23 protein-coding genes are annotated in these 20,839 nt (G+C 44.0%); 12 read left to right on the forward strand and 11 right to left on the reverse strand.

Annotated features, from left to right (window positions below):
* Positions 1-152: 152 nt before the first annotated feature.
* The 4 genes from WC496_01910 to WC496_01925 all read right to left on the reverse strand — a co-directional run bounded on the left by WC496_01910 (position 153) and on the right by WC496_01925 (position 4,272).
* A complete protein-coding gene (locus tag WC496_01910; protein ID MFA5291772.1) occupies positions 153-1,136 on the reverse strand; it encodes a L,D-transpeptidase family protein in 984 nt (327 codons plus the stop codon).
* 26 nt (positions 1,137-1,162) lie between these two features.
* Positions 1,163-1,735 (reverse strand): 5-formyltetrahydrofolate cyclo-ligase, encoded by a 573-nt coding sequence (locus WC496_01915; GenBank protein MFA5291773.1) that lies wholly within the window; start codon positions 1,733-1,735, stop codon positions 1,163-1,165.
* Positions 1,736-1,758: 23 nt separating this feature from the next.
* Complete coding sequence (locus WC496_01920) at positions 1,759-3,117, reverse strand: replication-associated recombination protein A (protein MFA5291774.1); 1,359 nt, start codon at positions 3,115-3,117, stop codon at positions 1,759-1,761.
* An 84-nt stretch (positions 3,118-3,201) separates the two neighbouring features.
* Positions 3,202-4,272 (reverse strand): sensor domain-containing diguanylate cyclase, encoded by a 1,071-nt coding sequence (locus WC496_01925; GenBank protein MFA5291775.1) that lies wholly within the window; start codon positions 4,270-4,272, stop codon positions 3,202-3,204.
* Positions 4,273-4,633: 361 nt separating this feature from the next.
* Here WC496_01925 and WC496_01930 point away from each other — a divergent pair, with 361 nt between their 5' ends.
* The 6 genes from WC496_01930 (at position 4,634) to queG (ending at position 9,114) form a co-directional block, all read left to right on the forward strand.
* The gene (locus tag WC496_01930) at positions 4,634-4,918 is read left to right on the forward strand and encodes a MerR family transcriptional regulator (GenBank protein ID MFA5291776.1); all 285 of its coding nucleotides are present in this window, start codon (positions 4,634-4,636) and stop codon (positions 4,916-4,918) included.
* A 33-nt stretch (positions 4,919-4,951) separates the two neighbouring features.
* On the forward strand, positions 4,952-5,416 hold the full coding sequence (locus WC496_01935) for a hypothetical protein (protein ID MFA5291777.1): 465 nt from the start codon (positions 4,952-4,954) through the stop codon (positions 5,414-5,416).
* A 52-nt stretch (positions 5,417-5,468) separates the two neighbouring features.
* Entirely contained in the window at positions 5,469-6,317 is an 849-nt protein-coding gene (locus WC496_01940) for a MinD/ParA family protein (protein ID MFA5291778.1), read from the forward strand.
* A 185-nt stretch (positions 6,318-6,502) separates the two neighbouring features.
* The gene (locus WC496_01945) at positions 6,503-7,261 is read left to right on the forward strand and encodes a FliA/WhiG family RNA polymerase sigma factor (GenBank protein MFA5291779.1); all 759 of its coding nucleotides are present in this window, start codon (positions 6,503-6,505) and stop codon (positions 7,259-7,261) included.
* A gap of 81 nt (positions 7,262-7,342) precedes the next feature.
* Entirely contained in the window at positions 7,343-8,188 is an 846-nt protein-coding gene (gene dapF / locus WC496_01950) for a diaminopimelate epimerase (GenBank protein ID MFA5291780.1), read from the forward strand.
* Positions 8,173-9,114, forward strand: coding sequence for a tRNA epoxyqueuosine(34) reductase QueG (gene queG, locus WC496_01955; protein ID MFA5291781.1), 942 nt, complete (start codon positions 8,173-8,175; stop codon positions 9,112-9,114). Before dapF ends, queG begins: the two co-directional genes overlap by 16 nt.
* A gap of 1 nt (position 9,115) precedes the next feature.
* On the opposite strand, the gene WC496_01960 is transcribed toward queG, so the two are convergent.
* The 3 genes from WC496_01960 to queF form a co-directional block, all read right to left on the reverse strand.
* Complete coding sequence (locus WC496_01960; GenBank protein MFA5291782.1) at positions 9,116-9,415, reverse strand: carboxymuconolactone decarboxylase family protein; 300 nt, start codon at positions 9,413-9,415, stop codon at positions 9,116-9,118.
* Between the two features lie 150 nt (positions 9,416-9,565).
* The gene (locus WC496_01965) at positions 9,566-10,063 is read right to left on the reverse strand and encodes a hypothetical protein (protein MFA5291783.1); all 498 of its coding nucleotides are present in this window, start codon (positions 10,061-10,063) and stop codon (positions 9,566-9,568) included.
* A gap of 15 nt (positions 10,064-10,078) precedes the next feature.
* A complete protein-coding gene (gene queF / locus WC496_01970) occupies positions 10,079-10,423 on the reverse strand; it encodes a preQ(1) synthase (protein MFA5291784.1) in 345 nt (114 codons plus the stop codon).
* Between the two features lie 80 nt (positions 10,424-10,503).
* Here queF and queC point away from each other — a divergent pair, with 80 nt between their 5' ends.
* From queC to WC496_02000, 6 genes are all read left to right on the forward strand, one after another.
* Positions 10,504-11,202, forward strand: a complete 699-nt coding sequence (gene queC, locus WC496_01975; GenBank protein MFA5291785.1) for a 7-cyano-7-deazaguanine synthase QueC — start codon at positions 10,504-10,506, stop codon at positions 11,200-11,202.
* 46 nt (positions 11,203-11,248) lie between these two features.
* Entirely contained in the window at positions 11,249-11,920 is a 672-nt protein-coding gene (locus WC496_01980) for a 7-carboxy-7-deazaguanine synthase QueE (protein ID MFA5291786.1), read from the forward strand.
* A gap of 93 nt (positions 11,921-12,013) precedes the next feature.
* Complete coding sequence (gene murC / locus WC496_01985; protein MFA5291787.1) at positions 12,014-13,483, forward strand: UDP-N-acetylmuramate--L-alanine ligase; 1,470 nt, start codon at positions 12,014-12,016, stop codon at positions 13,481-13,483.
* On the forward strand, positions 13,449-14,327 hold the full coding sequence (gene murB / locus WC496_01990) for a UDP-N-acetylmuramate dehydrogenase (protein ID MFA5291788.1): 879 nt from the start codon (positions 13,449-13,451) through the stop codon (positions 14,325-14,327). Before murC ends, murB begins: the two co-directional genes overlap by 35 nt.
* A 21-nt stretch (positions 14,328-14,348) precedes the next feature.
* Complete coding sequence (locus WC496_01995; GenBank protein ID MFA5291789.1) at positions 14,349-15,290, forward strand: D-alanine--D-alanine ligase; 942 nt, start codon at positions 14,349-14,351, stop codon at positions 15,288-15,290.
* Entirely contained in the window at positions 15,291-16,217 is a 927-nt protein-coding gene (locus WC496_02000; protein MFA5291790.1) for a hypothetical protein, read from the forward strand.
* A gap of 102 nt (positions 16,218-16,319) precedes the next feature.
* Here WC496_02000 and WC496_02005 read toward each other — a convergent pair whose 3' ends face one another.
* From WC496_02005 to WC496_02020, 4 genes are all read right to left on the reverse strand, one after another.
* Positions 16,320-17,018 carry a hypothetical protein gene (locus WC496_02005; GenBank protein MFA5291791.1) on the reverse strand — a complete coding sequence of 233 codons (699 nt, stop codon included), beginning with the start codon at positions 17,016-17,018 and terminating at the stop codon, positions 16,320-16,322.
* 79 nt (positions 17,019-17,097) lie between these two features.
* Positions 17,098-18,753, reverse strand: a complete 1,656-nt coding sequence (locus WC496_02010; GenBank protein MFA5291792.1) for a HEAT repeat domain-containing protein — start codon at positions 18,751-18,753, stop codon at positions 17,098-17,100.
* A gap of 91 nt (positions 18,754-18,844) precedes the next feature.
* Complete coding sequence (locus tag WC496_02015) at positions 18,845-19,498, reverse strand: thermonuclease family protein (protein ID MFA5291793.1); 654 nt, start codon at positions 19,496-19,498, stop codon at positions 18,845-18,847.
* 82 nt (positions 19,499-19,580) lie between these two features.
* Positions 19,581-20,834: an aspartate kinase gene (locus tag WC496_02020; protein ID MFA5291794.1), complete on the reverse strand. Its 1,254-nt coding sequence runs from the start codon at positions 20,832-20,834 to the stop codon at positions 19,581-19,583.
* Between the last annotated feature and the right edge of the window lie 5 nt (positions 20,835-20,839).

Raw genomic sequence — 20,839 nt, forward strand, 5'->3', positions numbered from 1 at the left:
TGATTATACTTGAGTAGTGGGGTTTGTCAAATATTTAAAAGCCGGAAAGTAGTAAAATATCTTTGCAGAGGCAAAATGTCTCCAAATTACCGGGCTTCACTAAGGCCTGTTAAAATAGGGGGGATACAGATATAATCGGGATTAAAACTGCTTTACTCCACAACACGAAGTTCGGAATAACCGGCCTCTAACATATCATAAACTTCAATCAGTTCGCCGTTATAAAGGCGGATGCAGCCACGTGAACTTTTTGTGCCAATCGTCGTTTCGTCATTTGTGCCGTGGATTGCGATACCTTCTATGCCGCGAGTTCTGTTGTCTATTCCTTCAAGGGCAATCCAGCCGGAGCCGAGTGGATAATCGGCGTCGTCAGCGTGATATGTTTTTCCGGTATCCGGGTCTGTCCATGTCGGCTTAACCATTTTTCCGCCGACTTCCGCCTTCCACAGGCCGACAGGAGTTTCGTGACCTTCTTTGCCGATGCCGATTTTATAACTCTTTACATAAACATTCTGGAGATAAAGGTCCATCGTAAATGCAGAACTGTACACTATCGCATGGAAGGGGCCATGGACCACCTTTATTACCTGGTCTGCGCGGAGACTTTTGTCGCTGGCGATATTGTTTAGTTTCATCAGTAATTTGTATGGAACCTTATACCTTGCTCCTATCTGGGCAAGCGAATCGCCGGACTGGACTTTATAGCTCGAGCACAGGTCGTCGCCGAGTTGTATCGTTCTGCTGAAAAGCCATTCCTGGGCGAGGTCGGACAATTGTTTTTTTACAACATCTCTGGTCGTAGCATCCAGAGACATATTGAGAATGTCATTAAGAGTGTTCCTGGCGACGATAATTTTTCCGCCGGCGATGCAGTTTTGCGCATCTCTGAGCATTGCCGCAATACGGGGATTTGCGTTTAGGTTGACATCAGCGATGGTTTTGCCGGTACCTGTGTTTTGAGCCTGTGAAGTCTGCTGAGTTGTTCCGGCATCGGACAAAATGTTTTCGTTTGTTTTTTTATTTTTGCCGGGCGAATAGAAATAAAGTATTGCTATCGCCGCGATGATGATAAGAGCGACTGCAAAATAATAAATTACAACTTTTTGCCTGTTGGGATTGTAACCGGAAAGAGCCATATTATGTTATTCCTTATATTCTGAATTTATTTTTTATTGAAATATGTTACGCCCTCGTCTGTAACGAGCATATCAATCGGCTGGTCATGCTCTACAGTCGGTACGTTTTCCAAAAGCTGTTCGGAAAAAGCAAGACCGCACTTTACGGCCTGCAATCTCGGATGCACAAAAAATCTGTCGTAGTAAGAGCCGCCGCGTCCGAGACGATTGCCTTTGCTGTCGAAAGCAAGGCCGGGCGTTACGATAAGGTCTATATCCTCCAGCGGTACGGGTATTCCTGTAACCGGGTTCCGCAGACCGCCGGCTTCGGTGGCGATGCCTGTTTCGAGAGAATTTATGATAACAGCTATCATATGTCTCTGCTGCCAGGAAATCTTCGGAACTGCGACAACCTTCGAGTGCTGCCAGGCATAAAGAATAAAAGACGCCGTATCAATCTCATGCGGCAGAGAAAGAAATGTCATTATCGTGTTGGCATTGCGAAATTCAGGTGTTTCCACCAGATTCTTGCAAGCCATCTGACTTTTATCAACCCGCTGCTGGCCGGTCATCCTGCAAAGCTGCGACCTAATCTGCTGGCGAAGCTGCTGTTTGTCCATTCAATATCCCTCCGTTGGATTACTCACAATTGCGACTTTGCCTCTTTTATCAAATTTTCAAGTTTTTGCAAATAATCCTTCATATTTTTTTCTCTTCCCCGGCCGGTAGGGCTGTAATAAGCGGAGGTTTTCCCCGGAAGGTATTCCTGAGCGACAAAACCATCCGGACTGTCGTGGGGATATTTGTATTCGGCACCGTAACCCTGCTTTTTGGCCCCTGAGTAATGGGAATCCTTCAAATGTTTGGGTACAGGGACGGTACGTTTGTTTTTGACATCGCTTAAGGCCGACCAGATTGCCTTTGCCGAGGCGTTCGATTTCGGGGCACAGGCGATATAAATAGCGGCCTGGGCCAATGGGAGCTGGGCTTCCGGAAATCCCACAAATTCCGATATTTGAACCGCAGCCGCGGCCAAAATGGTAGCTGTCGGGTCGGCATTGCCGACATCTTCGGCTGCGCAAACGGCTATTCGCCGGGCGATGAAACGCGGGTCCTGACCGCCTGCGATGAGCCTTGCCAGCCAGTAAACCGTAGCGTCCGGGTCGGAGCCTCGCATACTCTTCTGTAATGCGCTGGCCAGGTCGTAATGCGAATCTCCTGTCGGGTCGAATACGATTGCCTTTTGCTGAATGGATTCTTTGGCGACCTCAATATCGAATTTGATTGACTTTGCTCCTGAATTTTTTTGTGACATCACACCTATTTCAAGTGAGGTAAGAGCCTTTCGTCCGTCGCCGTCGCTCATTATCGCGATATATTCCAAAGCCTCTTCAGTAGCGCCGACGTTGAAACTGCCAAGGCCTCTTTGACTGTCTTTTAAGGCTCTTTTAAGCAGTTCGAGAATATCTGATTTTTCCAGAGGTTTGAATTCGAAAATTGTACTGCGCGAAATCAAAGGCGAATTAATCGCGAAATATGGATTCTCGGTGGTCGCGCCGATAAGGATAATCACGCCCGTTTCGACATCGTTTAAAAGCACATCCTGCTGGGCACGGTTGAAGCGATGAATTTCATCTATGAACAGTACGGTTTTTCCGCTGCTGGTTATAAGTCTGTCCCTTGCCTTTAGAATAACTTCCCGAATGTCCGCTACGGTCGCGGCAGGGGCGCTGAGGTAATGGAATTTCGCGTTGACAATATTAGCGATTATTGTCGCCAGCGATGTTTTGCCGGTGCCGGGCGGGCCGAAAAAAATCAGACTGCTCATCGACCCTGCATCGAGCATCCGGCGTAAAAGCTTGCCCTGACCTATGAAGTCCTTCTGGCCGGCGAATTCATCGAGATTGTTTGGGCGCATTCGAGCCGCAAGTGGAGCGTTTGACTGTAGTTGCGCCTTTTCAATATCTGAAAAAAGTCCATTTTCTTTTCCTGTTTGTGACATAAGTATTTATTATACAGTCTGGCCGAGAGATTTGTCGATAGGAATGTTGAAATAAGGCTAAATGGGCGTATTTAGATGTGTTTTTTACGTATCAAATACCTTTACGGTATTTTTGCCTGCCTCTTTTGCCGCGTAAAGGGCCTCATCGCTATGGCTGGTTACTTCCTCCGGGCACATATCGCCGTTATATTCACCTGCGCCGATACTTACTGAAAGCTGAATTTTTTGTCTTTCCCATACTATTGGTGTTTCTGAAACTTCCTTAACTATTCTTTCAGCGACAACGATAGCCTCCTGGATGGGAGTGTTCGGCAATATGATTGCGAACTCATCGCCGCCGTAGCGGGCGGCAATATCAATTTTGCGAATACAGGCCGATATTTTTCTGCTGACTCTTTTTATGGCCATATCGCCTGCGCGATGACCGTAATTGTCATTGATGGGCTTGAGGTTGTCTATGTCGACCATTGTTACAGAAATCTGTCCGCCATAACGCTGGCACCTGCGAAGCTCCTGTTCGAGAATTTCATAAAAGGTCCGATAGTTGGCCAGCCCGGTTAAGCCGTCGGTTTTGGCCTGGACTTGAGACTTTTCGAAAAGTTTTATATTGCCGATGGATGCTCCGACAAGATGCCTGAACAACTCGATTACGGCAATATCTTCATCGTTAAATTTTTCCGCGCCGATTTTATCTGCCAGGTTGAGTACGCCGACAACTCTGTTATGACAAACAAGCGGGGCGATAATACATGTCGAGGAGTAATAGTTTTTGGTGAATTTGCGGCTGGGTTTTTCCATAACAGGGAATTTGTGCATGTCTATATTCTCGACGATGATAAGTTCTTTGCATTGAACAGCCTTTATCATCGGCGACAGGTTGGCCTGATTTAAGGAAACTATGTTATTAATAAGGTATGGATGGTTGTGATTCTCCAGATGCAGCATATCACTAACATCGTCGAGTATATACAAAGAGGCAAAGCAGGCGTCGATAAGTTTCGGTATCTCTTCCACGCAGATTTTGCCAATCTGCTGCAAATCAAGACAATTTATCTGCTGCACGAGGGGAGTAATAGTGTCCAGCAGGCCGGTTCTGATTTTTGTTTGCTTCCGGCCGTGAGGCTCAAAGTTGTTATTGTCAAGGTTGCTGTTCATAAGTTCCTTATACAAAATATCTTACGTTAAAAACCGTCATCTGCCGAGATTCTTATATCGGTGAATAACGCCAGTAGGTTCGATAAAAAATCATATATTCGGCGTCTAATTGCAAAAGTCCGAGAAAAAACGGCTAAGGCACCTTTTTCCGGACTAATGCTCTCAGAACTGTTTAAAAGATAAGAAACCTTTCTGCTGATTCCAAATTAGGACGAAAAAAAATAAGAAATTTCCAAAAAAGTTATTGACGATTTCATGAATCTGATTTACATTTTATAAAACGTAAAAGCTATTTTTTTCCGGGCAGGCACTGATGTTAAAGGACTTAAGAACTCGGCCCTGCATCTGAAAGGTTTTGACAATGTTTGAAGTTCATCAATCGGACTTGGGAAAGAACGAAAAGAAAGGTTTTACTGCTCCGGAAAAATTATATCGAATCGGTGAAATAGTTCGTTACACACCTTATTCACGACAGACTATTCACAACTACACAATTATGGGTCTTATAAAAGAAACATCATGGACCGATGGCGGTCATCGATTATATGACGCGAGTGTTTTCGAAAAACTTTCGCAGATAGCGGAAATGAGAAAAACAAAAACATTGGGTCAGATAAGAGAACTGCTGGAAACTAACAGTAATTGAATTTATAAGACGAAAAATTACAGGAAGGCTGAATTGACAAACAATACCAGACAAATGGACTTGTCATCCCTGATACGGGACAATATAGACGAGGTCCTTGTCAGGATTATTCAGTTTACCCACATACACCACAATCTCATTTCAGATAATATCAGAAACTGCAAAGCCGCGGATTTTGTTCCTCAATATATAGATGTGGAAGATTTCGCAAAAGTAATTTCTGCGGCACTGGCTGAACATCAGAATAATAAACGCCTGGCGCTGCGCGACAGTGGAACTGTCAGCTTTCTGCCGGGAGGAAATTTCAGACTGAAACCTCAAATTGATATCGAAGCTATCCGGCTGGTTGACAGTGATTTTGAGGCGTATGTCGAACTTCAAAAAAACAGGTTAAAAGAAAACGCCATAAATAATAAAACTGCCTGTGCGCTGCTGGAGCATAAATTGCGAAAAGCGGAAACATCGGCGCAGGTAAAAACAAAACTTAACTACTTGTAAAGTAAATACTTATATATCTATCAACCAGGCTTATTTACTCATGGAGGAACCGATGGGCCAGGGAAGCGTTCAGCAGTTGGCAGTGCTTGCCGCAGATAGCGTACGGAAGGCGCAGATTCTGACGGTAGCCAGTGGAAAAGGAGGAGTTGGCAAGACAAATATAGCGGCAAATCTTGCGATATGTCTTGCGGCTTCGGGAAAAAGAGTAGCAATTCTTGATGCGGACTTCGGTCTGGCAAATCTCGATATCGTTCTCGGTATAAGCAGTAAATATAACCTGTCTCATTTTATAAAAGGCGTAAAAAGGCTGGATGAGATATCTCAGCCGGTCTGCGAAGGCGTCGATATTTACTGCGGGCTATCGGGAGTCGAGCATCTGACGCAGATGACGGATTTCACGAGGGAGAGAATTGTAACGGCACTGGATAGTCTGGCGGACAACTATGATATTGTTGTAGTGGATACAGCGGCCGGTATCGGCAAAACGGTGATGGCGTTCTGTATGGCTTCTGACCATACGGTGCTTGTTGGAACGCCCGACCCCGCGGCGATAACGGATGTTTATACGCTTTTGAAAGCGATGATAATCAATAAATATGACGGCAGGACGAGTCTTCTTGTCAATATGGCGCACGATGTCAATCAGGGCAAAAATATTTACAGGCAAATCGCTTCGGCGGCGGCGCAATTCCTTAATGTAAAACTGAACATGGCCGGAGTGATGTTGAAAGATGAGCATGTAGTATCGGCCGTCCGGAAAAGGGAGCCTGTTGTACTGGCCTATCCGAAAAGCGCCGCGACGAAATCTCTTATGGCTGTTGCCGCAAGGCTCAGCAGGGTGCCGCTGTCGTGTTCGACGGAAGAAGGGTTTTTCAGAAAAGTTGTTAACTGGTTTTTCTAACTAAATCGCTGTTTTTAAAGGACCGATATATAGAAAGCGGCGTTAAAAGCGTTAAATTCTGTTTAAACGATACATTTTTAATAATCTGATTCGTAGTTTTAGTGGCTTATAGGACTTTGTGGCCATTAGAAATTTTTGGAGGTCATACAATGGCGGCAGCAAAAAAAGCAGCAGCAGCAGTGGAAATGGATATCGATACACTGTGGAAGAAATTCTTCAAGGAAAAATCTGAAGAATTCCGTAACAAGCTGATGGAACATTATCTGCCGCTGGTCAAGTATACGGCGGAACGTATATATGTCAAATTGCCGGACAAGGTGGAAGTCGATGACCTTATCAGCGCCGGTATATTCGGCCTGATGGATGCGATAGACGCTTTTGACCCAAAACGGGGCGTCAAATTTGCCACTTACTGTACGCCGCGTATAAGAGGCGCTATTCTCGATGAACTGCGAAGTATGGACTGGGTTCCGCGTCTTGTCAGGGCAAGGGCGCATCAGCTTGGAAATGCCACAAGAACGCTTGAATCGCATCTCGGCAGGGTTCCTACGGAACAGGAAATCGCCGGCGAACTTGAAATGGATATGGATAATTTTTATCGTCTCCAGCGGGACGCGAGTGCCGTTGGTCTTGTTTCGCTTAGCAACAATCTTGATGTTGACGGCGACAACGATATCTGCGAAATTGATATAATTGAGGATAAAAAAAGCGAAGACCCGATGACTGAAGCGCAGAAACGCGACCTGAAAGGTCTTCTGACAAAAGGGTTAAGCAGGGCCGAACGCCTTATTCTTGTTCTTTATTATTACGAAGAAATGACTATGAAGGAAATCGGCGCAACCCTTGATTTGTCCGAATCGAGAGTTTCCCAGATGCATTCATCCATAATCGCACGGCTCAAGGCCCAGATGGGAACGCGAAAGAAGGAATTTTCACCTAAATAACACATCTAAAAATTAGCTTTATTTTTACGGCAGTTTTAGTATTTTAATATACTGAAACTCTGTCTATATTTTGAGGTATATATGCGTTTTACGAAAATGCACGGACTGGGCAATGATTATGTCTATGTCAATTGTTTTGAAGAACGGGTCAACGACCCGGCCGGACTTGCTCCGGCCGTAAGCGACCGTCATCGCGGCATCGGCGCTGACGGCCTGATTCTTATCTGTCCGTCGGACATCGCGGATGTAAAAATGAGAATTTTCAACGCCGATGGTTCCGAAGCACAGATGTGCGGTAACGGCATACGGTGCGTCGCCAAATATGCTTACGAACATGGACTTGTCAAAAACAGAAAACCGTCTATGAAAATCGAGACCGGCAGAGGCGTACTTGCGCTCGGTCTTGAAATTAACGGAAAAGATAAAGTCGAAAAAGTCTGTGTAAATATGGGCCGGCCGATTATCGACCCTGTCAAAATCCCGGTTTCGCTTGACGGAGATAGTATAATTGAAGCCGCCATAGATGTCCGCAATCAGCGGATGCTGATGACGTGCGTTTCGATGGGAAATCCGCATGCGGTCTTTTTCACGGACGACCTGGCTTCGATCGAACTTGAAAAAGTCGGGCCGGTAATCGAACATCACGAACTGTTTCCGCAGAGAATCAACGCGCATTTTGTCAGGGTTAATTCCACGAGCGAATTTACGATGATGACGTGGGAAAGAGGCAGCGGCGTTACTCTGGCCTGCGGTACAGGCGCCTGTGCCTGCTGTGTGGCGGCCGTGCTTACGGACAGATGCGGCAGAATTGTTACGGCGCATCTGCCGGGCGGAGACCTTCAGATTAACTGGTCGCAGGAGGATAATTGCGTTTATATGACAGGTCCCGCGACGGAAGTTTTCACCGGCGATTGGCTGATAAGCTGAGAGCAATGCGAATTGAAGAAGAAATAAAGCAAAAAGCACTTTCTCTCGGATTCGATATTGTCGGCATAACTTCCGCTGAAAATATTGACTCGAAACAAATCGAAGAATACAAAAACTGGCTAAATGCCGGCTCTAACGGCCGGATGGCCTATTTAGCGAAAAATGTCGAACAGCGTTTCAGCCCTGTTTCAATCCTGCCGGATGCAAAATCCGTAATATGTGTGGGCCTTAATTATAAATTGCCGCAATCTGCCGCCGATGGTTTGCTTCAAATTGCTTCTTATGCACTGTATCCCGACTATCATAAATTCATCAGGGAAAAACTTACTATCCTTGCGAATTTCCTGAAATTAAAAATTAAAAATTTTAAATTTAAAATCTGTGTCGATTCTTTGCCGATTGCAGAAAAAGCCCTTGCTGCGCGGGCGGGGTTGGGCTTCATAGGAAAGAATCGATTACTTATCAATCCCAAACTTGGCTCGTTTTTATTACTCGGTGAACTTATAACCAATCTGCCGTTGGAAACGAATGAACCGAAACTTTCTTCCTGCGGAGACTGCCGAAAATGTATTGACGCCTGCCCGACTGATGCACTGTCAGAAGAACAGTTTGATGCTCGAAGGTGCATAAGCTATCTTACAATTGAGCACAAGGGCAGGATAAGTCCCGAATTGAAAGATAAAATGGATTCGCACCTTTTCGGCTGTGAACAATGCCTGCTTGCGTGTCCCTATAATGAGAAATCGCCTTTATGTGAAAAACAAAAGTATGGTTTTACAGCTCGAGAGATTAAACTTGAGCCGGACATTATTATCGGCTGGTCAAAGACCGATTTTGAAAACTTCGCTGCAGATTCCGCGATGAAACGCACCGGTTTTCGCAGGATGAAACGTAACGTACTTATCTGCAGGAAAAACGCCGAGTAAATTATTTGCCGAGAGCTTCGAGGGCGTCCATAACTTCCACCGCGGCGTGCATATAAGCCGGCCCGACGCCCATAACGACCGCAACCGCCGCAGTTTCGGGAATCTGCTCTTTACTTGAGCCGGTTTCAAGACATTTTTTAACATGTGCCCTGATGCAGGGGGAACATTGAATCCCAACGGCAATGCTGAGAGCAATAAGCTCTTTTTCACGAAGGCTGATAGCTCCGTCAGTCATAACCTTGCTGAAAAGTGTGCCGAAACCTGCTGTCATTGCGGGGGCGTCTTTTTGCATCTTTTTCATGGCTTTGCCGATTTGCGCGTAAAAATCTTTTATGTTTGACGTAAATTTTTAAAGGAACCTCTAATAATTCGGAAAATTGAGATTGCTTTCCCCGCCTGCGCGGGGGCAGGCTTTCCTCGCAATGGCAATTTTTAGAGGTTGCCTTAACCTTTATCCTATTCTTGTCAGCATATTTTTGATGAAGCCGTCGAGTACTTTTTTCGGCACATCCTGCAGCTCCGGTTCAGGTTTTTTGGCTTTTAAAAGCTTTTCGAAAATGGCTTTGGCCTGTGATTTATACGGCACAATTCTTTCCGCCAGATTGTGGGCCTCATCGAGTGAGCCGTCGGCCATTAGCCGGAGATATTTGATTATTTGGGCCGTGAACTCTTTTTCATTCATATTTTTGAATGTTTCAGCATCGGATGGTTCCTCCGTCTCGTGCAGAAGTGATTCGGTGATATTGTATGTTTCCTGCATCATCCGCCGGTATCTCACTTCTTCGGTCTCATCTACCGGCGACAGCGTCAGTTCTTCTTCATTTTCGTCCGGAGGCAAAGGTATATAACAGCGATGATTGCAGAAAGGACATTTGCCCCATTTGCCGCCCGCGTTATCGGGTGCGACAATCTTTTTTTTGCAGCTCTCACAATGTAAAGTGATTGGCATTTTCAGCCTCCTTCCTTAATGGGGATACTGGGCTGTAACTTCAGTAGTGATGCCGCCCCTGGGAGTAAATTTTGCGGTCACTTTCATTTTTGCGGGGCTGCATACGGAAACGAGTTCGTCGAGTATCTCGTTCGTCAGTGCCTCGTAAAATATCCCCTTATTTCTGAAGCTTTGCATATAAAATTTAAGACTTTTCAGCTCGATGCATTTTTTGTCCGGGCAGTAATCGATGACAATTTCGCCGAAATCGGGCTGGCCTGTTTTTGGGCACAGGCTGGTAAATTCCGGGCACCGGATAGTAATGGTGTATTCACGGCCCGGCCGCGGATTGTCAAAAAGCTCGATTTTCGACTGGTTCATTGGTTTACCTTTATATATAATCAGGCCGTAATACTATAATATAATATCATAATTTTGGCAAGTGGAGTAATTTCTGATTTATGGCAAAAAAGATTAAAAAAGCCGTTGTTCTGCTCAGCGGAGGGCTGGATTCCGCGACAACGCTGGTGATTGCTAAATCCAAAGGCTTTAAATGTTATGCCATGACCTTTCGTTATGGTCAGCGGCATGGTATCGAACTAAAAGCGGCCCAAAAAAACGCCAAGTTTTTTAAGGTTCAACATTTAATTGTCGATGTCAATCCTGCGGTGTTTCTCAATTCGGCACTTACCGACAAATCGATAAAAGTGCCGATAAACAGAAGAATCGACACATCGAAAATACCGGTTACTTATGTGCCTGCAAGGAACACAATATTTTTAAGTTATGCACTGGCGTTGGCGGAGTCGATTGGTGCGTTCGATATTTTCATCGGCGTAAACGCGACTGATTACAGCGGCTATCCAGATTGCAGACCTGAATACATCGATGCTTTTGAAAAAATGGCCAATCTTGCCACCGCTGCCGCCGTTCAGAAAAAAGGCAAATATAAAATTCATACTCCGATTATAAAAATGTCAAAATGCCAAATCATTAAAACCGGAATCCGTCTTGGCGTGGATTATTCAAAAACTCATAGTTGTTATAACCCGGACAAAGAAGGCAGGCCCTGCGGCAAATGCGATTCGTGCCGGCTCCGTCTCAATGGCTTTGAACAGGCAGGCCTTAAAGACCCGGTTAAATATAATATTACGTTATAGTTTTATTTTTTTTATCTCTGTGTTCTCTGTGAACTCTGTAGCTAATATGCAAAACGATAAAATAAACATTTCTGAAATCTTTTATTCGATTCAGGGTGAAGGTATCCTTGCAGGCAGACCGTCTGTATTTATAAGGCTCGCAGGCTGTCCGCTGCGATGCAGATTCTGCGATACGAAATACGCGATCGATTCGAAAGCGGGGAAGTTAAGGACGATTGAGAAAATAGTAAAGCAGGTTAAAAAATACAAAACGGATTATATCGTAATCACCGGCGGCGAGCCGATAATTTGTCCGCATTTACCAGTGCTTTGCAATGCGTTGAAAAAATACCATATCACAATTGAAACGGCAGGCATTAAATTCGTCCCCGGCCTCGAATGCGACCTTATGAGTATCAGTCCGAAACTTTCCAATGCTTATCCGAAAAATGCCAATAAAAAACAATACCTCAAAACCGATCAGTTGAAAAAACTTATGGATAATTACGCTTGCCAGTTCAAGTTCGTGATTGAAAAGGCAGGCGATGTCGACGAGGTCGAAAAAACACTGAGGAGTATAAGAATCGATCGGTCGGATGTTATGCTTATGCCGCAGGCGAAAAATCTGCCCGAATATTTGAAGAGAAGTTTTCTCATCGCTCGGCTGTGCAAAAAACATCATTTCGCATTTTCGCAAAGACTGCAAATTATGCTATGGCAAGGCGAAAAGGGAAAATAATTTTCATCCGTTTTTAATACAGATTCTTATTGAAACCTGTCGGTTTTATGCCTATAAATTAGGTAAGATTTTGTATGAAAATGGAGTTTTCGATTGAAGATAACGGATTTAAGACCTGTTAAGAGTGCACATCAGTATTTTGTGCCGATAGGTAACAAAAATATGGGAAAAAAGTCGCCATCGGAAGGTAAAAAATATCATTTTATCGGAATCGGGGGTGTTGGAACAAGCGCTCTTGCCGCCGTTTTAATGAAGGAAAAAGCGATTGTCAGCGGTTCGGATATGCAGGAATCTGTCCTGACCGACCGGCTGTCAGTCGATGGAGCCGCCGTAAAAATAGGCCACACCGCTACTAATTTGCCAAAAGAGGTGGATGGGGTAGTTATTTCAGCGGCCGTAAAAGACGACAATCCGGAGCTTTTGGAAGCTCGCCGCAGAAAGATAATGGTTTATAAATACGCCCAGATGCTCGGTTTGGTTATGGACCGGTATAAAGGGGTTGCAATTTCCGGCACTCACGGCAAAAGCACAACGACCGGCTGGCTGGTTTATGTATTGAAAAAGCTTGGTATCGAGCCCAATTTTGTCGTTGGTGCCGACATTACACAGCTTGGCTCATCGTCGGGTATAGGCAGCAGTGAAATTTTTGTCGCTGAAGCCTGTGAGTATGACAGGAGTTTTTTGAATCTTCGTCCTCAGGTTGGGGTTATCTTAAATATTGAGCCGGACCATCTGGATTATTATTCAGACATTAACGAGATTGTTTCTGCCTTCGGTGATTTTGCCAATGGTATCAGGACTGACGGTGTGTTGATAGCCGGCGGTGAGGACAAAAACATTGCCAGGTTGCTTCCTGCCCTGAGGGACAGGCGTATTTTGACATTTGGTTTGAAGGACAGCTTTGATTATTCAGCGGCGCAGATTGCACAATTTCCAGACAGGACGGAGTTTACCTGTTTAATCAGGGGCAGAGAAGTCGGCAGAGCGGTTTTAAATCTTCCCGGCGAGCACAATGTAAGGAATGCTCTTGCTGTAATTGCCGCTGCTGATTCGCTGGGTCTCGATATTGGTGCGGTACTGGATGTTATGGGTGGTTTTGAGGGTATGGACAGACGGCTGATGAAAAAGGCCGAGATAAATGGTGTTACCATTTACGATGATTACGCTCATCATCCGACTGAGATAAAAGCGAGTTTAGCGGCTATGAGGCAGAAGTATGACGGCAGGAAGATTTTCTGTGTTTTCCAGCCGCATCAGTACAGCAGGACGCGGTTTTTGCTTAAGGATTTTGCCGAGAGTTTCAAACTTGCCGATATAACTATTGTGCCGGACATCTATTTTGTCAGGGATACGGAAAAAGCAAGGAATGAAGTTAATTCCGAAATGCTCGTAAATGCGATAAAACAGAAGGGCAGTGAAGCTGTTTTTATCGATTCTTTCGAAAAAATTTGCGAATTTCTCAAAAATAACGTAAAATCCGGCGATATTTTAATGACTATGGGAGCCGGTAATGTCTGGAAAGTTGCAGATGAATATATTCAATGGCTTAGAAAAAATAATTGAAAAAGACTATCCGCTGGGTGAAAGCACCTGGTTTGGTCTTGGCGGCAAGGCGGAATATTTTATTCGCCCCCAAAACGTTGACCAGCTTGCGGATGTCGTCAAACGCTGCGCCGAGAACAATATGCCGGTGCGGATTTTGGGATTCGGCTCGAATCTTCTTGTCCGTGACCAGGGCGTAAAAGGTGTCGTACTGAAACTCGACAGCGAAGCTTTCTGTAAAACAGGATATGATGAATTTTATCTTCGTGTCGGCGCCGGAGCGGATTTGAGTAAACTGGTGCTTGATTGTGTCCGAAAGGGCCTGGGCGGAATCGAGATACTTGCGGGCATACCGGGTTCTGTAGGCGGAGCGGTTAGGATGAATGCCGGCGGAAACTTCGGCGACTTCGGCTCGGCTATCGAATCAGTCACGCTGATGGATAATCAGGGCAATGTCTTTGAAAAGTCCAAGCCGGAGCTGTCTTTCGATTACAGGCAGACAAATATCACGGCCAAATTCATACTTGACGCGAAAGTAAAATTGTATGAAGCGGACCCTCAGCAGCTTCTGCGGACAGTAAAAGAAGTATGGATTTACAAGAAAAACACTCAGCCATTGAATACGAGAAACGCCGGCTGCGTTTTCAAGAATCCCAGAGGTATGGGCGCAGGGGCGATGATTGACCGTGCAGGACTGAAAGGCACGAAAGTCGGCGGCGCGGTTGTCAGTGAAAAACACGCTAATTTTATTATTGCTGAAAAAGGCTGCAAAAGCAGCGATGTTACTTCGCTGATTGAAACCGTTAAGAAAAAGGTAAAAGAAAAATTTGACGTTGAACTCGAACTTGAGATTGAAATCTGGTAAAGCATTTTTGGCATAATATAAATGGATTCGGAAAATACGGGCGGTTTAAAAGTTGCGGTTTTGATGGGGGCGGTTGGCGCGGAACGCCAGGTCAGTCTCCAGAGCGGAAAGTGTGTATCTGACGCCCTGAAAAAGACCGGAATGCTCGAAATAGTCGAGCACGATTTCCTGCCGGACAAACCCTGGATTCTCGACGACAAAAGCATAGACGTTTTCTTTCTCGTATTTCACGGCGAGTTCGGCGAAGGCGGCGATATGCAGGAAATCTGCGAACGAAAACATCTGCTTTTTACCGGCTGTGATTCGAAATCGAGCAGACTGGCGTTTGACAAAATAGCCTGCAAAAAAGCCTTCGAAAAGGCCAAACTGCCCACTCCGCAGGCGATAGAAATCAGGAAAGCCTCGGATTTTGCCGATATCGAATCAAAGCTGAAAGTTATGGGCGCAAAATTTGTAATTAAACCCATAAGACAGGGCAGCAGCGTCGGCGTTCAAATTGTCGAAAGTTTTAAGAAAGCAAAAGTTGCCGCCGAAGAATGCTTCGATGAATTCGGCGATTGTATGATAGAGCAGTTTATAAAGGGGAGGGAAATAACCGTAGGAATTCTCGAAGATAAAACTTTACCTGTTATTGAAATCAAAACCTCGCGGCCGTTTTATAATTATACCGCCAAATATGACGATAACGATACGCAGTATTTGTTCGATACCATACAGGATGTGCAGACATTGAACAGGATAAATGATACCGCCATGAGGAGTTTCAAGGCTCTCGGATGCAGGGATTTCAGCAGGGTCGATATGATTGTCAGCGATGACGGGACTCCTTATGTTATAGAGATAAATACGATTCCCGGCTTTACAACGCATTCGCTTTTACCCAAGGCCGCGGCAAAGGCCGGAATGGATATGAGCCGGTTATGTTCGAGAATAATACAAGCTGCACTGCAAAGGAAGGCCTGATTGGCAGAAAAAAATAAAAAGTCATGGTTCGGTTTCAAAAAGAAACTTACCAAAACCGAGAAAAAGGAACGGTCAAAAGCCGTTCGCAATACGATAATTATTTTTGTGGTTATCGCCGTATGCGTGGCTTTAACGGCAGGATTTATTTTTCTCGATAGATTCGTAAAGAAGGGTTTGAATTTCGGCAAACAGCCGCTCAGGCTCGAACTGGTTAATGTGCCGGACTGGGTAAGCCCGGCGCTTCAGCAGGAAATACTCGCGACTGCGGGCAAAGGCGGAGTTAAATTCAGTCTCAATGAAACAATAGCAAGACAGGTCGGCGATAATCTCCAAACTTTTGCCTGGCTGTATAATACCCAGGTAAGCATTGGCGCCGAATCCATAGTTGTAAAGGCCAACTACAGAGTACCGGTAGCTATGGTAAGAGCGGAAGACAAACAGTATTACATAGATTCTCAATTGATGGTTCTCGATTACATTCCGCTCAATAAACTTACAATTGTGGAGATAACAGGCGTTTCATCTCATCTGCTTACATCTCGTTCTGTCGGCACAAAATGGCAGAGTGACGATGTGGCCGCTGCAGTCGAATTAATTGAGCTTTTAGACAAGATGGATAAACAGGTTGAGCCGAACAAGCCTTTGCTCGCTGAGCTGAAGTCAATCGATATGAGCAATTTTAACGGCAGGCGAAGCACTTCTCAGGCGCACATTGTGTTTTACGCAAAGGACGGCACAGAAATAAGATGGGGCGCACAAAAGGGCCAGTGGCACAAAAATCTTGAGGCAAGAGATGAGGAGAAACTGGCGATTCTTTATAACACATATAAGGAACTCGGAACAATTCAGGTACGAGCCGCACAGAAGGGCAGTTTTATAGACCTGACCCGGCCGCAAAACCTTTCACTGCCGATTGACAGGTATTGAAAAGAGCCACAAACCTTCTTGGCATCGGCGAAAGAACACTCTACTGAAAAATAAAAGAATACAGTATTCAGTAGTTAACGAACAGTAATCAGGATTATATTTTTATATCCAGTTCAACCATTTCTGTAAGGTATCTCTGTTGGGAGGTTCTATCCCTTTTGTTATAGTGACCCAGTAATACTCATCTATTAACTTAAGCGTAGTAATTCTGTTTGAATTGTTCAATCCAAAGATATTTGGTAAATCGGACAATTGCACATTAGCAGCTTGACACTGTTCTAAAAGGTCTGGAATAATGTGGTCTCTTAAATACTTAATGAAGTTTATATACAATTGACCTGCATTTCCGCTAATCGGTTTTTCTTCTTCTTGTAATTTTTCCCGAATTGCTCCGTCCCAGAGAGGAAGAGATTTAGGTCTTAAAGCAAATAAAATCTTTGTTGCTCCAGTCATACCAAATGAGCGTTTATTCGGAGCATTACTTATAGGTTTCAAAAGTTCTTCATAGGCCAATCTTACCCCCTTCAAATGGTTATCGTTTAATTCCCAAATGTTTGTGTTTTCATCTGGCAATCTATCGCCATACTGTTTATGCCATTGTATTAGTTTTTCAGTTGCCGCTTCATCGGCATTTCTTGCGTTTCGCATGCGCCATTTTCTTAACCAATTAAGAAGATATTGTGAATGTCCTGGTTTTTCAATATTAAAATGGTCGCCTGTATTCCTCAAAAACTCCTCATAGGAACCGTCATCCATTTTGCTGAATATATATGATGTAAACGCCAATTCACCGACTCTCATAGTTTGTTCTCCTTAATTTTTCTCAACATTACTTAGGTTTTTGTTTGTGTTACTGTCTCCATATACCTAACAATTAGAATCAAAAGCCACTTTTCCCAGCTTCAACGACCCTGGCTTTAGCTTCGTTAGAAGCCGAGTATAATTTCTCATACATACTACTTAGTTCCTCAATAGAGGATAAGTCAATATAATCTAAGCTTTCAAATCTCCAACCAACTTTTCCAGCATTTGACCGATCTACAATCGTCCCATATTCATCCCTCATCGGTTTTATAATGAAAGCTGTTCCACTAAGAACTATAAGCTCATTGCCGCAACGCCATTCCATCAAAAAATCTGCATATTCTTCACCTTGCCTTTTGCTGGAATTTAATACATATTCTTCAACAATTGGTCTTTCATTAGAAGTTAATGGGATATACCAACGTTTTCCACCGTTACGGGAGGCAGCTAATACCGTTTCAACTTTGACATATAAAGAATCTTTTTTTAACGGGTAAAATTCTTCTGTCTCTTTGAAAGGATGACCCCAATTGGTATGCTTTGTTAGTAATGAAGGCCATGGAGTTTTTATAAAACGTTCTCCATATACATGTTCGTTAGATTTCTCATCTTGTTCATCATACGTATAACGAAGTGTCGGTGCCCCGTATTTGTCTGTGAGAAGTTTGCTTAAACCTTCTTTTGGATTGCCAACAAAGAATAACCTGATTAAGAAGCAAGTTGGTTCTTTTTGTTCAATGCTTTTAAGGTGGATAGAAATGCTTCTTATTCCTTGATAATCCATTTCGGCAGGGAAATTATCACATTTCAATAGAAACTGGGAGTTATAAGTGTCTGGAAAATCCTCAATGATTGGATAAATTCCAGGCATAGGCTCGTGCCCAAAAAATATTTCGAAAGATGCGGGTTCAACAAAATATTTTTCCCCTTTATATTCGTAACAAAAACCTTTTAGTTTACCTTCTTCTAACAATCTTAAAGCCTTTTCCTTTCTTGAAAGGGGAATTTTCCAAGCATCATATAGTACATTTATCTCGGATTGCAGGTTTTTCTTGAATGCATTTGAATCGACCTGTAGATAACCTTGGGAGATTTCAATTCCATTTTTTTCTAAGGCGGTCGCAATTTCCTGTAGCGTTCCTTTCATGGGAACACCAAACACTGTTATATTATTGCATTCGGCGGCAGTTTGAACAATCTCTTCTTGTGGTTTTGGATTTTTCTCGTTAAGAGATTGTTCCTGCACTGGGCCATTCTGCTGATTTTTTAAAGCGGCACGTTCGGCAAGTAGCGTTTTAATTTTTTCGATTGCGACCTTCGCTTTTTTCCGGACGTTTTCATCAACGTCTTTATGAACTACTTTTTCTAAAATCGGCAATACTTCATTAGACTGCTCTATCATGTTGCCAAGAGCTTCAACCGCATATTCCCGTGTTTGTGTGTCCCATTCTTTAAGAAGCTTTTCTAATACGGGAATGGCATCTGAACCTGTTTGTCCCATTTCTCGAATTGCTCTGGTCGCATACCGTTTCTGATAGTTATTGTTCCCTTTCATGGCATCAATCAATTCTGGCACAGCAGGTTTGCCAATTTTTGCAAGGGCATTTGATGCGTCTTTTGCTTTCTCCTTATTGCCGAGGTCTTTAATCAAGGATGAAATATCAGATGCCAGTGCCGATGTTGAAACAATAAAAGCTACTGTGAGAAAAGATATTACTATAAACTTCCGCATAATTGTACCTCCATCGTATATCTCGACCTTTGACGTAACATAAAAGCAAGGCAAATACAAGAAATAATATAGAATTCGTGTTTATTTGTGTTCATTCTCCGTTAGGAGTCCCAAGGACGTGGTTCTCTGCTTTTCGCCATTTCGGCATCTGGTCAATTGTAATCTTTTTCCATAATCCGGCTTTTGTCTCTTTTGCCTGTTTTTCAAGTTCTATATATTTTTTGTAATAACTATGCGGGAATCGTGTATCGGCATAAGCAAAACCGTTTAAAACCAGCTCCTCATTTAAAATTCTTCCGTCAGGAAGCCGTATATGGCCAAGAAGTCTGTGATATTTATCACGAGGCTTTGAAAGTTTGTCCATAATAACAGTAACATTTTTACCGAGAACCATATCTTTTGTAAATTGAGAAGCCTCGGGGCCGAAGTACATTACAGGCGTATATGGACTTTTTGTTTCAGGGGTATCGACGCCAAGCAGACGAATTCTTGTGTGCGGAAAATTCGCGTCTGGAATATTGATATCGATAGTGTCGCCGTCAACGACCTTTACCACGATAAAACTTTTTCCATCGTATTTATCCCAGTCGTTCGCATCTGCTGTTTGGGTCGGTACGGAAGTTTTGACAAAGGGGTGAAAAGTGCGGTCGAGCAATACGACTGTCGAAAGCAATAAAAAAGCCGACAGCGTCAGTATGTTCTTTCGCAATCGGCTTTGTGCGTATTTTATTTTTTTGTTCTTCATATTAGCCACTAAGACACGAAGGCACGAAGAAAAAATAATTATATATTAAAAACTTAGTGTCTTTGTGCCTTTGTGGCTATTTTTATTTTACATAACTGCGTTTGTTTACCGGTTTATCGAGCTCGAAAGTTTTGCATATACTAATCAGGGCCTTATCGCCCTGGTCCTTGTCAACGATGCAGCTAATGCGGATTTCGCTTGTTGTTATCGAGTCGATATTGATTTTTTCCTTTGCCAGTGTGCTGAACATCATATTCGCGACGCCGTAATGAGTTCTCATTCCAACACCTATTATGGAAACCTCGGCAATGTCGTCACGGTAGAAAACATTCTCGCAGCCGACTTTATCTTTGATTTCCTGAACGGCTTTTTTGGCGTCGTTAAAATCGTTCTTGCTTACGGTGAAAGAGATATTAGCCTTTTGCTTGCTGACTTCGGTCTGAATGATGTCATTGACGCTGACCCTGGCCGAGGCGAGATGTGCGAAAACTTTTGCCGCGTTGCCGGGTTTGTTATTAACACCAATCATGCTTACTTTAGCAAGATTTTTTTCAATTGTCGCGCCTGATACAAGTATACCTTCCATTTGTGGGACCTCATGAGTAATTAAAGTTCCTTTTTTATCTGACATACTGCTTCTGACATGTATGGTTACATTATATTTTTTGCCGAACTCGATTGACCGGCCGTGCATAACTCCCGCACCGAGACTTGCCATTTCGAGAACTTCGTCATAGCTGATTTGTTCGAGCTTGACGGCCTCCTTGAAAATCCGCGGGTCGGTCGTGTAAACGCCGTCAACGTCGGTGTAGATGTCGCAGGTGTCGGCTTTCAGTGCCGCGGCCAGTGCAACGGCGCTCGTATCCGAGCCGCCTCTTCCGAGCGTTGTGATATCCTCGTTTTCATCGACTCCCTGGAATCCCGCGACGATGACGATATTGCCCTGGTCCAGATATTTTTTCATTCTCTTTGTGTCGATACTCTTGATTCTTGCCTTTGTATGGACGCTGTCGGTAATCATTCGGATTTGTGCGCCGGTAAAGCTTATCGCCTTATAGCCCATTCCTTCGATTGCCATCGCCACAAGCGAAACAGTTTGCTGTTCACCTGTGCTCAAAAGCTGGTCCATCTCGCGTTTTGGCGGGTTTGGATTGACCTCGAGAGCGTCGGCAATCAGTACGTCAGTCTGCTTGCCGCGTGCCGAAGCGACCATAACAACCTGTTTTCCCTGCTTGAACTCATTGATAGCTCTTTGAGCGGCTTTTTTGATTTTTTCCGCGTTTGCTACCGATGTTCCGCCGAATTTCTGTACAACGATTTCGTGTTTTTTGCTCATAAACG

It is taken from the genome of Phycisphaerae bacterium, from assembly GCA_041652575.1.
Taxonomy (GTDB): domain Bacteria; phylum Planctomycetota; class Phycisphaerae; order Sedimentisphaerales; family UBA12454; genus UBA12454.

Coding starts and splice junctions, on each gene's coding strand:
- WC496_01945 (MFA5291779.1), top strand. CDS start 6,503: ATGGATATCGATACACTGTGGAAGAAATTCTTCAAGGAAAAATCTGAA.
- WC496_02005 (MFA5291791.1), bottom strand. CDS start 17,018: ATGAGAGTCGGTGAATTGGCGTTTACATCATATATATTCAGCAAAATG.
- dapF (MFA5291780.1), top strand. CDS start 7,343: ATGCGTTTTACGAAAATGCACGGACTGGGCAATGATTATGTCTATGTC.
- WC496_02010 (MFA5291792.1), bottom strand. CDS start 18,753: ATGCGGAAGTTTATAGTAATATCTTTTCTCACAGTAGCTTTTATTGTT.
- WC496_01965 (MFA5291783.1), bottom strand. CDS start 10,063: ATGCCAATCACTTTACATTGTGAGAGCTGCAAAAAAAAGATTGTCGCA.
- WC496_01915 (MFA5291773.1), bottom strand. CDS start 1,735: ATGGACAAACAGCAGCTTCGCCAGCAGATTAGGTCGCAGCTTTGCAGG.
- WC496_01910 (MFA5291772.1), bottom strand. CDS start 1,136: ATGGCTCTTTCCGGTTACAATCCCAACAGGCAAAAAGTTGTAATTTAT.
- WC496_01960 (MFA5291782.1), bottom strand. CDS start 9,415: ATGAAAAAGATGCAAAAAGACGCCCCCGCAATGACAGCAGGTTTCGGC.
- WC496_01980 (MFA5291786.1), top strand. CDS start 11,249: ATGCAAAACGATAAAATAAACATTTCTGAAATCTTTTATTCGATTCAG.
- queF (MFA5291784.1), bottom strand. CDS start 10,423: ATGAACCAGTCGAAAATCGAGCTTTTTGACAATCCGCGGCCGGGCCGT.
- WC496_02020 (MFA5291794.1), bottom strand. CDS start 20,834: ATGAGCAAAAAACACGAAATCGTTGTACAGAAATTCGGCGGAACATCG.
- queC (MFA5291785.1), top strand. CDS start 10,504: ATGGCAAAAAAGATTAAAAAAGCCGTTGTTCTGCTCAGCGGAGGGCTG.
- WC496_01995 (MFA5291789.1), top strand. CDS start 14,349: ATGGATTCGGAAAATACGGGCGGTTTAAAAGTTGCGGTTTTGATGGGG.
- WC496_01930 (MFA5291776.1), top strand. CDS start 4,634: ATGTTTGAAGTTCATCAATCGGACTTGGGAAAGAACGAAAAGAAAGGT.
- murB (MFA5291788.1), top strand. CDS start 13,449: ATGAATATATTCAATGGCTTAGAAAAAATAATTGAAAAAGACTATCCG.
- WC496_02015 (MFA5291793.1), bottom strand. CDS start 19,498: ATGAAGAACAAAAAAATAAAATACGCACAAAGCCGATTGCGAAAGAAC.
- WC496_01940 (MFA5291778.1), top strand. CDS start 5,469: ATGGGCCAGGGAAGCGTTCAGCAGTTGGCAGTGCTTGCCGCAGATAGC.
- WC496_01920 (MFA5291774.1), bottom strand. CDS start 3,117: ATGTCACAAACAGGAAAAGAAAATGGACTTTTTTCAGATATTGAAAAG.
- WC496_01925 (MFA5291775.1), bottom strand. CDS start 4,272: ATGAACAGCAACCTTGACAATAACAACTTTGAGCCTCACGGCCGGAAG.